This window comes from Cytobacillus kochii (assembly GCF_044790165.1).
Classification (GTDB): Bacteria; Bacillota; Bacilli; order Bacillales; family Cytobacillaceae; genus Cytobacillus; species Cytobacillus kochii.
Window position 1 is genome coordinate 2373086 of the sequence record NZ_CP085254.1, and the last position, 15401, is coordinate 2388486.

Consider the following 15401-nt stretch of genomic DNA (forward strand, 5'->3'; position numbering starts at 1 on the left):
CCAAAGGCTAAAATGCATAACAGTATCTATGAAAACTCCTATTAAAAATAAAAACGAGGAAAGAAAATAATTTTTCTTTCCTCGACAACATTAACATGTTTTATAACTGGACCGATTTATCTAACTATTGATTGTCCAGCTAAATGGATCTGGCAGTTCATCCCACTTGGCATCATACTCACTTGGTGATAACAAGCAGTCATCTAATTCTTTTGTTATTAAATCTACATCAATATCCATTCCAATAAACACAAGTTTAGTATGACGATCACCAAATTCCACATCCCAATCATCTAACAAATTAGGGTTTTCCTTTAAGGTCTCATCTTTTTCCTTCTCTGGTAGTGATGCTACCCAATAGGATATGGGCTGCATCATTACAGAAGGACCAGCTTGTGACATTAATATAGCTAAGTTGTTTCTGCTCGCGCACCAAACAATCCCTTTTGATCTAACTATTTGTGATGGCATTTTTTGACACCAAGTATTAAAACGTTCAGTATGGAAAGGGTATTTTCGGTAATAGACAAAAGATGAAATGCCATACTCTTCTGTTTCAGGCGTATGATCAGAAGGACCGATCGAGAGCTCTTGTAACCAACCTGCAGATTGACTGGCTTCGTCAAAATCGAAAAGCCCAGTATTTAAAATTTCTTTCGGATTTACTTCACTATTTACCGTACGAATAATCTTCGCTTGTGGCTGCAGTGTTCTAATCACTTTTTCTAATTTATCAAGGGCTTTATCATTTACTAGATCACACTTATTTAATATAAGCACATCGCAAAATTCAATCTGGTCAATGAGTAAATCAGCGATATTTCTATCATCTTCTTCCCCAACTGCCTCCCTACGTTCTAATAATGTGTCTCCTGATTCAAAATCATGCCAAAATCTATTCGCATCAACAACCGTTACCATCGTATCTAATTTACAAAACCGAGTTAAATCTATATTCATTTCTTCATCGATATAAGAAAAGGTTTGTGCTACAGGGACAGGTTCGCTAATACCTGAAGATTCAATCAGTATGTAATCTATTTCACCCTGTTTAGCTAATCGTTCAACTTCTATAAGTAAGTCTTCTCGAAGAGTGCAGCATATACATCCATTTGACATCTCCACCAATTTTTCCTCTGTTCGAGAAAAGTTTCCTTGTTTTCGAACAAGTTCACTATCGATGTTTACTTCACTCATGTCATTTACAATGACTGCTACTTTTAAACCGTTTCTATTATTTAATATATGATTTAATAATGTTGTCTTACCAGAACCTAGATAACCACTAAGAACGGTCACTGGAATTTTTTTCATTGTTAAACACTCCTATAAATCAAAATGATTACGATTTATTAATTAAAAAAATACTCTTCTTATCTTTCGTTTATATACTCCCATCTAATAAGGATAGTGGATTACCAACTCGATTTTTTAACGCCTGGTATTTGACCTTTATGTGCATATTCGCGAAAAGCTATACGAGACATCTTAAATTTTCTAAGATAACCTCTAGGTCTTCCGGTTATTTCGCATCTGTTTTTTAACCTTGTCGGGGACGAATCTCTCGGTAGTTTTCTAATACCTTGAATGTCACCTTTTTCTTTCAGCTCTTTCCGAATTTCTGCATATTTTTTCACTAATTCTTGCCGTTTCTTTTCTTTTGCTATTTTAGATTTCTTAGCCAACTTTCACCATTCCTTTTCTATTTCTACATTCTCTACTTTGTTTCCCTATGCAAAGTTTTTCTCTTTAATCGTGGACAATATTTCATCAGTTCAATTCTTTCTGGATGATTTCTTTTATTCTTTGAAGTAATGTAATTTCTATCACCCGTCTCTGTGCAGGCTAGTGTGATTTTAACTCTCAATTTTTTATCTCCTTCCCGTTTCCTATTCATAAAAACTAAAAACAATCAGATACTACATCTCATAGTATAAAACGTAATCATTACGATTTGCAAGTGTTTTTTATTCCTTTATAAAAAAAGAGCCATCATATTGTATGATCGCTCTACCCTTTGATTATTTAATTTACATAGTTGCTAATGGGCTAATTTTCACTGCAACTCTTACTGATTGCTCTAATTTATGATCGAGCATAAAGTTCGCTTGAATATAATAATCATTATCTTTAGCATTCATCTCATTTGCTGAGGGAATTTCCAATGTAAATACTGTTTCTTTCTGCTCATTCGGTTGGACAGGAATCGAACAAAATACAGAGTGAGATCTCACAATTTCTTCTTTATCATTTTCTTGGTTGCAAGCAATCAGATCAATATCATATCTTCTAATCTTCTGTGGGATGAGACCACCAAAAAATTTTATGCCACCTTCAATAATATGGCCTTCTTTATATTCTTTTTCATTAGTAGATAAATGAATTTTCTTCATTCCTATACCCATTTTTAGAGCATATTTTTTAAGCATTCTAGCTATGTCACCTATACCTTCTTATATATTGTTTAATAACTGTTGTTTGTAATCGTACTAACCTATAATAGTATATGATAGAAATAATGGTAAAGAATTTTTTTACATAATTATTTTTTTACATAATTATTTTTTAAAATTATTTATCCTTCTTTTCACCTTAGAATTATAAGCTTTCAATCAGTAACGCATTTTACTAAACAATTAATCAATTCCATTACTCCCTTTTTGAAAGTGAAACGTTACAATTGTCTAACATTTCTTCAGGTAATTAACCAAAAGATAAAGTGCAACGTTATAGTTCTTTAAATTATATAATGCGCATCTACCTTTGACAAGATAAAAACGTGTGCTTTTATAAAATTTACTGTGTTTTTACATTCGTCAGTAGGTACATTATGACGGATTCATTTTTATCGTTCAAAAATAACTATAGTAAGTATTTTAGTTGCATTAAAAGATGCATGAGATTTAGCACCGAACCATGGAATAACAAAGCAGCAGGAATTGTTTCTTATCTTAAACTGTATTGATATAACACTTAAACTTGCTGTACAAAGCAAAACGAATATAATTGAACCGGAATTACCTGCGCATCATCAACTAGTAACAATGAAAAATATTATCTTAAACTATTTAACCGCAAATGCAGCAAAATAAAGGCTTTTAGAAAAGAGGAGAATAATCATTTCATACTTACCTGAATGTCAGATAGAATGGGGAAAACGTGGTGCAAGAGAAGCAGCAAATCGAGGAGATATTGTGATTATTGTTGATGTCCTCAGTTTTTCTTCTACAGTTGTAACGGGTTTAAACTACGGAGCAATCATATATCCCTATCCCCCTCATTTAAATGGCAAAGCATACGCACAATCATTGGGAGCGCAATATATTCTTGGGAGAGCTGAGGCAGCGAGATTAGGTGCACCCACTTTATCACCTGTTACATTTAATCACTCACATGATAGGCAAAAATATGTTTTGAGTTCTTTAAATGGTGCCTTTTGTACTTGGATTGCCTCCCATATACCAGCTTTATTCATTGGGTCTTTATTAAACGCTTCTGCAGTGGCATCAGCTGCAAATCAATTATCCGCTTCATTAAACGCTAATATTACTGTTGTTCCTTGTGGAGAATTATGGAATGGCGTGAAAGAATTTGAAGACTCCCTTCGTCCTGCAATGGAAGACTACTTAGGGGCTGGTGCCATCCTTTCTAGGATAGAAGGAAAGCAATCAGCTGAGGTGCAAGTGTGTATTGGCGCTTTTCAGCATTCAAAGTCAACACTTAGTAGATTAATATGGGATTGTACAAGTGGAATAGAATTAAGAGAAAGAGGGTTTGAAAAAGATGTGAAGCATTGTAGCCGTTTAAATATTTATCAAACCGTTCCTATATTAAAAAACCAACATTTTTCTGAGTATACAACAACGACATGAAGAAGCAATCCACGATAATGTTCACAATTGCTTCTTCTTTGGTAGCTTTTAATCTTGTCATCTTCATCTTAAGCTGTTTGATTCGCCAATTATAAGTGTCACTATTTGGTAGAAATCTCGTTGGGCAATGAGGAAGTGGGGATGATTTTCGTCATCTAATAACATAATATAAGGCTCTTCTTCTTCAGGAATAATTAATACCATTTCGTTGATAAAATCATTAAACCATTTGTTTTTTACGGTCAATGAGGGTGCCAACGGAATACGAACCATATAGCCGTCTTTAGGCATAGGATTAATTTTCACATATATCCCATTGATTGATTGAAGAATAGATGTTGCTTCTTGTTGTATTTGTTCATTAGGGGGCCGTTTTTTTACAACGTCGTTGACTTCCACATCAAACAATTCCACTTGAGGAAGTCCTTGTGCAGAAGCTGTTGAAACAAATGATAATAATAGTGCGAAAGAAAGTAAGATCAACATTTTTTTCATCTTAATCACCTCTGTTATTAACTTTTCCCTCAAGATTTTTTTTACTCTTAATTGTGCATTTATTATTTTCTTTCCTATTGAATATTTGGAACATAGTTCGTTTAATTTATTAGTTAAATGAAAAAACCAATCTAAGATTTATACTCAGATTGGTTTTTTCTTCTTATGCTTGTAAAGATTTCGCTTGCATCTCGTACATTTGTTCGTATATGCCACCTGCTGCAATGAGCTCTTCGTGACTGCCTTGTTCTTTGATTTCACCTTTATCAAGCACCAAAATGCGGTCAGCATTTTTAATTGTAGACAGTCTATGAGCGATGATAAAAGTGGTTCTTCCTTGTTTTAGAACATTCATTGCGTTTTGAATAATCTCTTCCGTTTCTGTATCTATATTTGATGTTGCTTCATCGAGGATTAGGATCGCTGGATCGAAAGCGAGCGCCCGTGCAAACGAGATTAATTGTCTTTGACCGGAAGACAAAGTACTTCCTTTTTCAATTACCGGTTCATCTATCCCTTTTTCTAAATGTGATAGCACTCGATCAGCACCAACTGACTGAATCGCATGCTCCACTCTTTCTCTTGTAATATTAGGTTGATTTAAACTTACATTCGAAGCAATAGTCCCTGTAAAAAGATACGGGTCTTGTAAAACTATCCCCATATGTTCACGAATCGTTTGTCGTGGTATCGTCGTAATATCAACTCCATCAATATAAATTTTACCGATTGTTGGATCATAAAAGCGAAATAATAAGTTCATAATCGAGCTTTTTCCTGAACCTGTATGACCCACGAGCGCAATCGTTTCTCCCTTTTTGGCTTGGAATGAAATATCCTTTAAAACAAAATCAGGTTCTTTATATGCGAAGGATACTTGATCAAACACCACATGCCCTTTATATTTTGGTATCTTTTCATTAGATACCTTCTCACCTTTTAATGCTAAAACTTCAAATACACGATTCCCGGCTACAAGTGAACGCTCCATTTGCGAAAATTGATTCACAATATTTGTAATCGGATTAAAAAGTCTTGTTAAATAGTCAACAAACGCATATAGGGTTCCAGCTGTCACTATTTGTGTACCACTAAATGATTGTGTCCCAAAATAAATGATAAAACATGTAAATAACAGTAGCCTTAACGTATTTACAAGGTTATGAGAAGTCGCAGAATCAAGAATAATTAGCTTTCTCTCATATTGATAATGTTCTTCATTCATTTCATCAAACTCTTTCGTCATTTGTTTTTCTCGACGGAAAGCTTGAATAATAGTCATCCCTTGAATGGATTCATTGATCATTGCATTAATATCAGCAATTTTTGTTCGGATCACGTCATTATACTGTGAAGCATACTTTCTATATAGAATCATCCAAATATAAACGATTGGTATCATAACGAGTGCGATTAAAGCCATTTTCCAGTTCAAAATGAATAAGGCAATATAGACACCAGTTATAGAAATGGCACTCGTAGCAAAACTCGAAAGTACTTGCACAAATAAGTTTCTAATTGCCTCTGTATCATTTGTCACTCTTGCTACAATTTTACCAGATGGTAATTGATCAAAGAAACCAATTGGTAATGTTTGAATATGCTTGAATACATCTTTTCTTAATGCTTGAATAATTCTATTTGAACCCTTTTGTAATTGTAAATACATAAAATAACGGAAAATAGCCGTACAAATTGATAATGAGAAATATAGAATGAGTAAGTATAGAATTGGTGTAAAGTCAAATTGGCCGAGTGTCATATGATTATCAATGATATGTTTAGCAATAAAGGGGCCCGCTAGGTCAGTGAACACTGCAATGGATAGAAATAACAACCCGAGTAAAATGGTGCCTTTAAACCTTAGCGCATACGATAATAATTGTTTGCCTGTGCTCATGAATTTGCCCCCTCTAGCTGTTGGCGTACATACTGTTCTTTATACCAACCGTCTTCATTAATTAAATCATCATGTGTACCTACTTGTGTAATCACACCATTATCTAAAACAATAATTTGATTTGCGTGTTGAATACCTGATAAACGATGTGTTGTAATAATTGTCGTTTTTCCCGCTCTTTCGCTTTGAATATTGCTAATAATTGCAGACTCTGTTTTTGCATCTACAGCAGATAAGGAATCATCTAATATTAAAATATCAGGATCTTTAATTAATGCGCGAGCAATCGATACCCGCTGCTTTTGTCCCCCTGATAAGGAAACACCTTTTTCACCTACTAGCGTATTTAACCCGAGCGGAAGATACGCTAAATCTTTTGTAAAAGCAGCCAAATCAATCGCTTTTTCTATTTCTTCGTCTGTGGCATCTTCTTTACCGAATAATATATTTTCTTTAATTGTTCGAGAAAAAAGCACGTGACTTTGCGGTACATAGCCAATCCAATCTAATACTTGTTCTTTCGTCTGTTGGGAAAGGTCGATATCATCAATAGATATTCCTCCTTCTCCTAAAGGATACTCCCTCAACAATTGGCGAATAAAGGTCGTTTTCCCTGCGCCTGTTTTACCCACAATTCCTAACGTTTCACCACTTCTTAAGCTTAAATTAATATTTGAGAGGTTAACGACTTTACTCGTAGGATATTGAAAGGTTAACTCTTGGAATTGTAAAATATGGGGCTTATCGACTGCTAAAGGTTTTGTTGGCGGCATGATATCCGCTTCATAATTTAATGTCTCTTGCACTCTGTCTAAAGAAGCGTTCCCTTGTTGCATCACATTGATTAACTCACCAATAGCAAAGATTGGCCAAACCGCTAATCCTAAATAAACATTAAAGGTAACTAGTTGCCCAACAGATAAGTCTCCATTAGCCACTAACACTGATCCATAACCGAGTGCGACAATATAACTAATACCGGTTCCAATTGTTGTGATTGGATTGAATAAAGCATTTATCTTGGCGGTATGCATATTTTTCTCAAAAACATCTTCACTCATATCAGCAAACCGTTGTTCATCTGCCTTCTCTTGCACATAGGCGCGAATAACTCTCACACCAGAGACGGATTCTAAAACACTATCATTCATCTCACCAAAAGCATCTTGTGCTCTCATATACCTTTCATGGACAAGTTTGCCATAATATTGAATTAATATAGCCATAACTGGGACAGGTAACATGGCGAAAAAAGTAAGTTCCCACGAGATCATGAAGCCCATCGCTAAGATAATACCACCGAGAAAGAAAGTAGAGTCAATCAACGTCATAATCCCAAATCCTGCGGTTAACGAGACGGCATTCAAATCATTGGTCGCCCTGGCCATAAGATCTCCGGTGCGATTTTTTTCATAAAAAGTCGGTGTCATACGCAGAAATTGGCTCATTAATTTCCGCCGCATTAATCGTTGCAAGTTGACGGATCCTTCGAATAGACCGTATTGCCAAAAGAAATTTAACATATAGCTAAAAATAATAATACCTAAGAAGACCGCTACATACTGAATAAGTAAATCACGTGTCATTTCACCTTCTGTAATGTAATCAATAATGACCCCAATTAAGTACGGTGGAATAATTTCTAATACAGTAGCTAACATCAATAATAGAACGGCGATACCGTATTGCTTTTTGTATTTTTTGAAAAACCAACCGAGTTTCTTTAACACATCAAACATTTATTACACAACCTTTCCTCTCTTGCTGTCTGATTCCTCTACCCACAACCTATACGCTGATTTTTTAATAGTAATATTCTTTGTTTTCTGTTCATCTTTAACATCCCCTTATCTTTATTCAACTATCTATTAGAAAAACTCGACTGGCACGGAAATTTACATGGCAAGTCTCTGTTTATCTCCCCTATTTTCTTCTCCAAAAAAAGAAAATGCGGTCCCCATAAAGAGGCCGCATTTCTCTTCTAAGGTATGAACGTGTTGCCATACCTCCATTCATTAAAAGAATAAAGCATTATCGAAAAAAAGGTAGGGACGAATATGAATTTGTTTTCATGAATGCCTTCACTCTTGCTTTCATCGTCCTTACCTCCTCTCATTTGTAAATAGCGTCTTTTGAATATTACCACTATTTTCATATTTGTGTCAATATGTTTTTTTCAAAGACATTCTTTTTGAATGCCTGTCTACTTCAACTGTTATGCCAAAAAAATCAGTTAATGTTTCACTCGTAAGTAACTCAGATGTATTTCCACTTTTAAATACCGTACCGTCTTTGATTAATAGAGATTTATTGAAAATAGGAATGATTTCTTCAATATGATGGGTAACGAAAATAATGGTCGGTGCTTCTTTTTGTTTTGAGATACGAGCAATTGAATCCAGCAGCTGTTCACGAGAAACAAAATCTAGTCCCGTTGTTGGTTCATCAAGAATGAGCAATTTTGGATGGGCCATTAGGGCACGAGCGATTAATATTTTTTGTTTCTCACCTTGAGAGCAAGTTTGATAAGTTTCATTCTGTAATTGGATTAAATGGAATTGCTCTAACCATTCATTTGCTTCTTCAATGTCATCCATTGAAGGTTCGTCATAAAGTCCGATAGATGCGTATTTCCCACTTACAATAATATCTTGTACTCGCTCGTATGGACGAATCTTCTCTTGAAAAGAAGAGGATACCCATCCAATGGATTGCCTTACTTGCTGTAGGTCTACTTTTCCGTATGTATGACCCAATACTGATATTTGTCCACTAGTTGGCCAAATATAGCCCATAATCATATTTAATAATGTGGTCTTTCCTGAACCATTTAAACCAAGCACTGCCCAATGATCCCCATTATTTACTTGCCAATTCATATTTTTTAGGATGAGCTCTTGATTTCTTGACCAGTAGACATTTTCTATTTGAAGCACTGTATCCATCTTTACCCTCCCTAAAAACTAAACTATATAATAAAAAAACAGAACGGTGCTTTTGGCTTTTGTCCGTCCTGTTTATGTAAATTATTCATTTCACTCATAAAAACTGTCAGGGATACCTGCGAATTTACGCTTATGATATAATAACGGTTCTTTTTTATTGCTTTCTATATCAATTACTTTTCCCACTAAAATACTGTGGTCGCCAGCTTCAATTGTGTCATGCATCTCGCATTGAAATACACCAGCGCAATCAGCAATAATTGGCAATCCATTGGCTGATTCAGACCAATCAGTATTTTTAAAACGATCAAGACCTTTTGAAGCAAATAATGAACAAACTTCTGCTTGATCATGAGCTAATACATGGACAGCAAATTTTTTCGTTTGCGTGAACTTCTCATAAGAAGATACTCTTTTATCAATTGACCACAATAATAACATTGGATCTAATGAAACAGAAGCGAATGAATTCACCGTTAAACCGATAGGGGTGCCTTCTTCGTCCATCATTGTGACAACAGTGACACCAGTAGGGTAATTACCCATGACTTCTTTAAATAAATCTGTTTTACTCATGATTCTTTCCCCTTTCATTCTCCTCATAATCCCCTAAAATTTGTACTTCTCTTTCTAGCTTCACACCAAAATTGGCAAAGACCTTTTCTTGTACAAGATGAATGAGCTGAATATAATCACTAGCAGTCGCTTCATTCATATTCACCATAAAACCTGCATGTTTCGTCGATACTTGCGCGCCCCCAACCGTTAAGCCCTGTAAGCCACTATCTTGAATCAACTTCCCAGCGAAGTATCCCGGAGGTCGTTTAAAGACACTACCACAAGAAGGATACTCTAGTGGTTGTTTCGATTCTCTCGCAAAGGTAAATTCATCCATCTTTGCTTTTATGTCTGCTTGATTTCCTTTTTGTAGCGTGAATGTCGCTTCTAATACAATTAGCTTTTTCTTAGCAAATGCACTTGTACGGTAAGCAAAATCAAAGTCTTCTGGTGTTAGCGTTAATAACTCACCTTCCGTATTTAAAGCAATGACCTTTGTTAATACATTCGAGATTTCACCACCGTATGCCCCTGCATTCATAAATACCGCACCGCCTACACTTCCTGGGATCCCGCATGCGAACGCTAACCCATCTAGTCCGTGTTCATAAGCAGTACGAGAAACATGAATAATTTCAGCGCCACTACCTGCTGTTATTTGTTTTTCATTAACAGCAATATCATTAAAATGATTCAGGTTTAACACAATTCCAGGTAAACCATGATCACTAATAATGACATTTGCTCCTTTTCCAAGTAAGGTTAGAGGAATCTTTTTATCGAAGGCAAATTTTACAACCTTTTGTGCGTCTTCAGTATTTCTTGGCTGCACGAAAATTTCCGCCTCGCCACCAACCTGTATATATGTATGTTTTGACATCGGCTCTTGATGATAGATATCACTATTCGTTAATAGCTGACGTAATGTTTCTTTGATGTTCATTTTTTTACTCCAATCTGTTATGCTTTACAAAAAGTCAATGCATTTTTATACTGAAAGGTATAAAAATAAAATAACATGAAATCATGTATTTATCTAGTACTTTGTGAGACGAAAGAAAGTGTGATAACCATGGGTTTAATATTACTAGAAATTTGCGACATGAACCTCTTGTCAGAAGAAGCGTTGCAAGCACTATTAGAAAAATATCCCGAAGTAGCTGTTATGAGCTATGATTGTCAAAACTTATGTGGTCTTTGCAAAATGAGACCATATGCGCTCGTAAACGGACAAAGGATATTTGGAAAAGACTTGCCGGAATGCATTGAAAATATACGCATTAAAATAGAAGAGGAACTGGCATTGTTCGCATAATTCATTCGCACTGGAGCCTAATAAAGGCTCCAGTTTTTTATTTATTTTTTATTGTAATCCCAAATAGATCTTTAGCTAATTGTAAAAATTCAGCTGTTGTTACTTTTCTTTTCGTTATATTCCCCCCTACATTTAGGGTATAGGAATTTTCTGTCAACGTAACCGTTTCATATTCTCTAATAGATGTGAATAGATAACCCTTATTAAAAGGTGAGGATTCACTATGAATAATGGTGTCTTGTATGGTCGTTAATTCATCTTCTGATTGTATAGTGTTTGCCAAAGAGAATTTATACCCTGTTTTCCAATCATGTACACCGTTTTTTTTCATATTTAAAATATATTCATCGTTATTGTATGTGATTCTAAAAAAACCGTTCGCTGATTTGACTTCTTCACCGTCTAACGGTACAGCTTTTAAAGGTAAATTATTGCCAAAACCTGTATCTACTAAGAAAGGTTTATTTTCTTTAGTGAGAATGATACATACATGCGTGTCCCCAGTACTTGACCATGTTTGATTACTGTGATCATAGACATTCCCTTTTACTAATTTTACATCTAATCCTTCATCTTTTAATACATAAAAAAGCAAAGGGTTCAAATGATAACAAACACCACCAAATCCATTGTTTAAACAAGTTTCTTCAATTAATTCTTTTGTAATAGGTGTTGTGCTTCTCGCCATAATACTCGTGTTTTCAAACGGGAAGATATTTGTTGTTTTTCTTAGAACTTCGTCCAAATTATTAAATGTAATCTTTTCTTGAAAATGAATTTTCTCTTTGAACTTCATTGTCAAGTCTGTCATTGTTCATCATCCTTTGGTATAACTTCACTCTACTATAACACGCTTCGCCTATCTCATAAATGAATCTGCATAAAATTGGCGAGCACAAGGTATCTTTCTGATTCTTTCAATTACTGAGGAGTATTTAATAAGCAAAAATTAATCATCCCACCTATCACAGATTACCTACTATTTTATTCCTTAAAAAACCAAACACATGAAACACAAATCACTTTGAATAAACCTTACATAATAAAGAGACAAACCGCTGACAATATAAGCAACAAAGATAGGAGGACTTCATTATGTTATCTGCTGAACAACTACATCATTTTAAAAAATTGTTAACACAATCTTTAAACGAAAATGAACAACAAATAGAGCAAAATCATCATTTCGGACTCCATGAGGAACAAAATAATGTTGGTTTTTCAGGCGAATTATCTAATTACGATAATCATCCAGCTGATTCTGCGACTGAATTATACGAAAGAGAAAAGGACCTAGCCATAGACGATCATTATAGAGATGAAGTTGATGAAATTCGCACAGCTCTTACTGCTATAGAAAAAGGAACTTATGGAGTGTGTCAAGTTTGTCAAAAAGAGATTCCCGTAAGCCGACTTGAGGCATTGCCAACAGCAACAACTTGCATTGAACATAGTCAACAGCAGAACTTAAATGAGTACAGACCAATAGAAGAAGAAGTCATTAATGCCGATGTCGAGGTACCACATGATGATAATAACGGTTTTGATGAAGAAGATAGCTGGCAATCTGTTGCAAAATGGGGGAATTCAGATGGACCGTCAGATTTATACGATGCCCCAACAGATTATGAAAAAATGTATCTTAATTCCGGTGAAAATGTTGGCTATACAGAAGAGTTCGAGAATAGTGTGGGAACGGATATCGATGGCAAAAACATTCAAATTTTTGACACTAAACAGTTACGTGCTTATGAAGAAGTACTTGATGAAGAAGGCATTATGACCACTTTCGGTGATTTAAAAGCTTATGAAGAAGAACCTTATGTAGAAAACAAAGAAGATGAGCAATAATAAAAAGCGAGACTATAGCGTCTCGCTTTTTATTATTCACTGCTTTACTTCTCTTCTTTGGCGAGATCGATCATCATGACAATTAACACGAGTAATTGAATCAAGACATCGGCTTCGATCGGAATCATCCTCCTCCATAAATGGTGAAGTTCATTCCTCCGGTTTATCTAAGAAGTAAAGACTTACGTTTCCCTTACTCCATCTATATGCAGAAGCGTCTTCATTATGTCTCCATATACTAGTAACCAGTGAAGATATACGTTAAACTAAAAAGGATTATATACATAGGTGGGGAGAATAAATGTCATTAAAGGAAATTGAAAACCAATTAGCAGAGTTAAAAATGGACTATATGCGCTTACAAGATGATATCGAAAAGTTAGAGTCATTTGGACGTTCAGTTGAGAAACAAGAATTACGAATGAAAGAAATTGAAGAAGAACTACAAAGGCTTAATCATTTAAAAGCTGAGCTTGAGAAATAATACGCTGACTGCAGGTGTGAAACGGCCTGTTGATTTGCCGCCGGGTCTATATAGTGATAATGAAGGCTTCCCCCAATTTATTTGGGGGGATGTTTCCTGAGTTGATGAACACATGACTTGCACTAAAAAATAATTTTATTTTCATATTTTTGCCTTCACATTCTATTTAACAGAGTGTCAACAGAACGCTGATTTGATATCTTGTGACAGCAATCTTATAATGAGAAACTTTGTGGTTGTAAAAGGATAGTAGAAAAAAACCACTTGTTGCCCTTCCGATTGGATTTCTAACAAAGACAAAAAATAGGGGTGTTAATCGAGACCTGCTCATTAAATTTAGTTACCCCTTATAACGGATATAGAAAGCGCGCAATTAGAAGAAGTTCAAATACATAACGGTCTAATCGATTATTATGCAGTAACACCGTAACTTTTCTACAAGATGATGTTGCTATTGATACCGTATAAGTTAACTAAAAAGGTGGTGAAGAAGAGATTCTCTGTGGAATCAAGTGATTAATGAGGCAAGCTAAGGAGGCATTACCAATGTCTAAAGGAATGATTCATCATATAGAATTGTATGTGTCAGAACTTTCACGTAGTGTAGCTTTTTGGGATGCATTACTAACAGAGCTGGGTTACAGTCGTTTTCAAACATGGAAGTACGGACAAAGTTGGAAAATAGAGAACAGTTATTTAGTCATTGTACAAGCAGAAGAGAAATATTTAGACATTCCCTATCATCGTTGTCGTGTTGGCCTTAATCATTTAGCTTTTCATGCACAGTCACGAGAGCAGGTTGATGTGATTACAGAAAAATTAAGAGAAAATCATGTTACAATTCTCTATGAAGATAAGCACCCCTTCGCTGGTGGTACAGGGCATTATGCTGTTTATTTTGAAGATCCAGACCGGATGAAGGTTGAAATTGTTGCACCCGCAACATAGTTTCATCGTCATTCTCCACCATTTAAATACTTGTTATCACCCATCATCACATTTTTATCTTCTCTCATATTTACATTAGTAGGAGGCAAATATGGATGATGCCTCCTTTTTCTATCAATCCAAAAAGCTATACTACATAAAAAAACAATGATAAAAAAGAGCACCCACATTTATATCATCACCACGCTTTTAATCAATCCTTTTTTGTCTAATCCATTTGGTTGCCACCCACTTTTCCCCTCTTTGTACCGGTAAACTTGAATGTAATGATTTGCGATCGACTTCACCTAGAGAATTACTATAGTGAAAAAAGACAGCAGATCCTTTCTTAGGGGTAAATGAAGCATTAATCTTTGGAAATATCGTTTCACCGCCTGATTCGACATCATTCAAATAGATTAGCATCGTCGCTATTCTTTGGCCGCCTTTACGATTGTCTACACGGTTTTCCGGAAAAAAATCAAAGTGAGACTTATATTCATCACCGACTTCATAATGCAATACTTGCAAACCTTCCCCATTTTCAATTGGATAAGAGGTCAGCAAACTGATTCGTTTTTCAATTCGAGCAATAAAATCATCTTCTTGAAGCTTAAAATACATCCCTTTGCTCGTTCTACCAGCAGCGGCTTTTTCTGCTCCAGAATTCGCATCTATGACTTTAGATGGCTGAAGGCGGCTTTTCGCCCGTTCAATGAGAAAATCACATTCCTCATCTGATAATACATGGTCTAGTTGGATAATCGTTGGTTTTATAAAGTTAGAGCGAACAAACACCATTTGATTATCTACCACAATGGTATGAGGTTGTTCATTTAAATAGACAGGTTCATATTGATAAGTTGAGGCACCTTTAATATCTGAACTGGCAAACGCAATTTCAAACATTGTCTCATAGGCAAACCTAGCATCAAATCCTTTTTTAATCAGACCATTCGTAATAGCTAATGGACTTACTCCTTGTTTTAATGTATCAATAATCCAATCTTGTAGTTCATTTGAAATAGTTTTCATTTTTTCCAAAACAGACGTC

Annotated in this window: 17 protein-coding genes; 5 read left to right on the forward strand and 12 right to left on the reverse strand. The window is 35.2% G+C overall.

Annotation, left to right across the window (positions count from 1 at the left end; translation table 11 throughout):
• Positions 1–120 precede the first annotated feature (120 nt).
• From LG276_RS12305 to LG276_RS12320, 4 genes are all read right to left on the reverse strand, one after another.
• Positions 121–1314 (reverse strand): GTP-binding protein, encoded by a 1194-nt coding sequence (locus LG276_RS12305; protein WP_224936521.1) that lies wholly within the window; start codon positions 1312–1314, stop codon positions 121–123.
• Positions 1315–1415: 101 nt separating this feature from the next.
• Positions 1416–1685: a 30S ribosomal protein S14 gene (rpsN, locus tag LG276_RS12310; RefSeq protein ID WP_095373223.1), complete on the reverse strand. Its 270-nt coding sequence runs from the start codon at positions 1683–1685 to the stop codon at positions 1416–1418.
• Positions 1686–1717: 32 nt separating this feature from the next.
• On the reverse strand, positions 1718–1867 hold the full coding sequence (gene rpmG, locus LG276_RS12315) for a 50S ribosomal protein L33 (RefSeq protein ID WP_224936522.1): 150 nt from the start codon (positions 1865–1867) through the stop codon (positions 1718–1720).
• A gap of 163 nt (positions 1868–2030) precedes the next feature.
• Positions 2031–2429 carry a sporulation protein gene (locus tag LG276_RS12320; protein ID WP_224936523.1) on the reverse strand — a complete coding sequence of 133 codons (399 nt, stop codon included), beginning with the start codon at positions 2427–2429 and terminating at the stop codon, positions 2031–2033.
• A 714-nt stretch (positions 2430–3143) separates the two neighbouring features.
• On the opposite strand from LG276_RS12320, the gene LG276_RS12325 reads away from it, so the two are divergent.
• Entirely contained in the window at positions 3144–3872 is a 729-nt protein-coding gene (locus tag LG276_RS12325; RefSeq protein WP_281203055.1) for a 2-phosphosulfolactate phosphatase, read from the forward strand.
• Positions 3873–3935: 63 nt separating this feature from the next.
• On the opposite strand, the gene LG276_RS12330 is transcribed toward LG276_RS12325, so the two are convergent.
• The 6 genes from LG276_RS12330 to murB form a co-directional block, all read right to left on the reverse strand.
• The gene (locus tag LG276_RS12330; protein WP_224936526.1) at positions 3936–4367 is read right to left on the reverse strand and encodes a hypothetical protein; all 432 of its coding nucleotides are present in this window, start codon (positions 4365–4367) and stop codon (positions 3936–3938) included.
• A 163-nt stretch (positions 4368–4530) separates the two neighbouring features.
• Complete coding sequence (locus tag LG276_RS12335) at positions 4531–6267, reverse strand: ABC transporter ATP-binding protein (RefSeq protein ID WP_224936527.1); 1737 nt, start codon at positions 6265–6267, stop codon at positions 4531–4533.
• Entirely contained in the window at positions 6264–8006 is a 1743-nt protein-coding gene (locus tag LG276_RS12340; protein ID WP_251161638.1) for an ABC transporter ATP-binding protein, read from the reverse strand. The genes LG276_RS12335 and LG276_RS12340 overlap by 4 nt, the downstream gene beginning before the upstream one ends.
• 423 nt (positions 8007–8429) lie before the next feature.
• A complete protein-coding gene (locus tag LG276_RS12345) occupies positions 8430–9212 on the reverse strand; it encodes an ABC transporter ATP-binding protein (protein ID WP_251161639.1) in 783 nt (260 codons plus the stop codon).
• Positions 9213–9302: 90 nt separating this feature from the next.
• Positions 9303–9788 carry a flavin reductase family protein gene (locus LG276_RS12350; protein ID WP_224936530.1) on the reverse strand — a complete coding sequence of 162 codons (486 nt, stop codon included), beginning with the start codon at positions 9786–9788 and terminating at the stop codon, positions 9303–9305.
• Positions 9781–10713: a UDP-N-acetylmuramate dehydrogenase gene (gene murB, locus LG276_RS12355; RefSeq protein WP_224936531.1), complete on the reverse strand. Its 933-nt coding sequence runs from the start codon at positions 10711–10713 to the stop codon at positions 9781–9783. The genes LG276_RS12350 and murB overlap by 8 nt, the downstream gene beginning before the upstream one ends.
• Before the next feature lie 129 nt (positions 10714–10842).
• On the opposite strand from murB, the gene LG276_RS12360 reads away from it, so the two are divergent.
• Positions 10843–11085, forward strand: coding sequence for a DUF1450 domain-containing protein (locus tag LG276_RS12360; protein WP_095373211.1), 243 nt, complete (start codon positions 10843–10845; stop codon positions 11083–11085).
• A 37-nt stretch (positions 11086–11122) separates the two neighbouring features.
• Here the strand turns inward: LG276_RS12360 and LG276_RS12365 are convergent, their stop codons facing one another.
• Positions 11123–11896 (reverse strand): arylamine N-acetyltransferase, encoded by a 774-nt coding sequence (locus tag LG276_RS12365; RefSeq protein ID WP_251161640.1) that lies wholly within the window; start codon positions 11894–11896, stop codon positions 11123–11125.
• A gap of 284 nt (positions 11897–12180) precedes the next feature.
• Between LG276_RS12365 and LG276_RS12370 the strand changes: the two genes are divergently transcribed.
• From LG276_RS12370 to LG276_RS12380, 3 genes are all read left to right on the forward strand, one after another.
• On the forward strand, positions 12181–12936 hold the full coding sequence (locus tag LG276_RS12370) for a TraR/DksA C4-type zinc finger protein (RefSeq protein WP_251161641.1): 756 nt from the start codon (positions 12181–12183) through the stop codon (positions 12934–12936).
• Between the two features lie 301 nt (positions 12937–13237).
• Positions 13238–13420, forward strand: coding sequence for an SE1832 family protein (locus LG276_RS12375; protein ID WP_251161642.1), 183 nt, complete (start codon positions 13238–13240; stop codon positions 13418–13420).
• Positions 13421–13966: 546 nt separating this feature from the next.
• A complete protein-coding gene (locus tag LG276_RS12380; RefSeq protein WP_251161643.1) occupies positions 13967–14368 on the forward strand; it encodes a VOC family protein in 402 nt (133 codons plus the stop codon).
• A gap of 189 nt (positions 14369–14557) precedes the next feature.
• Here LG276_RS12380 and LG276_RS12385 read toward each other — a convergent pair whose 3' ends face one another.
• Positions 14558–15382, reverse strand: coding sequence for a 2OG-Fe(II) oxygenase (locus LG276_RS12385; protein WP_224936651.1), 825 nt, complete (start codon positions 15380–15382; stop codon positions 14558–14560).
• Positions 15383–15401 lie beyond the last annotated feature (19 nt).

Bases quoted from the DNA above. Each gene is read 5' to 3' on its own strand.
- LG276_RS12330 (WP_224936526.1), bottom strand. From the start codon at position 4,367: ATGAAAAAAATGTTGATCTTACTTTCTTTCGCACTATTATTATCATTT.
- LG276_RS12370 (WP_251161641.1), top strand. From the start codon at position 12,181: ATGTTATCTGCTGAACAACTACATCATTTTAAAAAATTGTTAACACAA.
- murB (WP_224936531.1), bottom strand. From the start codon at position 10,713: ATGAACATCAAAGAAACATTACGTCAGCTATTAACGAATAGTGATATC.
- LG276_RS12305 (WP_224936521.1), bottom strand. From the start codon at position 1,314: ATGAAAAAAATTCCAGTGACCGTTCTTAGTGGTTATCTAGGTTCTGGT.
- LG276_RS12360 (WP_095373211.1), top strand. From the start codon at position 10,843: ATGGGTTTAATATTACTAGAAATTTGCGACATGAACCTCTTGTCAGAA.
- LG276_RS12320 (WP_224936523.1), bottom strand. From the start codon at position 2,429: ATGCTTAAAAAATATGCTCTAAAAATGGGTATAGGAATGAAGAAAATT.
- LG276_RS12375 (WP_251161642.1), top strand. From the start codon at position 13,238: ATGTCATTAAAGGAAATTGAAAACCAATTAGCAGAGTTAAAAATGGAC.
- LG276_RS12350 (WP_224936530.1), bottom strand. From the start codon at position 9,788: ATGAGTAAAACAGATTTATTTAAAGAAGTCATGGGTAATTACCCTACT.
- LG276_RS12345 (WP_251161639.1), bottom strand. From the start codon at position 9,212: ATGGATACAGTGCTTCAAATAGAAAATGTCTACTGGTCAAGAAATCAA.
- LG276_RS12385 (WP_224936651.1), bottom strand. From the start codon at position 15,382: ATGAAAACTATTTCAAATGAACTACAAGATTGGATTATTGATACATTA.
- LG276_RS12340 (WP_251161638.1), bottom strand. From the start codon at position 8,006: ATGTTTGATGTGTTAAAGAAACTCGGTTGGTTTTTCAAAAAATACAAA.
- LG276_RS12335 (WP_224936527.1), bottom strand. From the start codon at position 6,267: ATGAGCACAGGCAAACAATTATTATCGTATGCGCTAAGGTTTAAAGGC.
- LG276_RS12365 (WP_251161640.1), bottom strand. From the start codon at position 11,896: ATGACAGACTTGACAATGAAGTTCAAAGAGAAAATTCATTTTCAAGAA.
- LG276_RS12380 (WP_251161643.1), top strand. From the start codon at position 13,967: ATGTCTAAAGGAATGATTCATCATATAGAATTGTATGTGTCAGAACTT.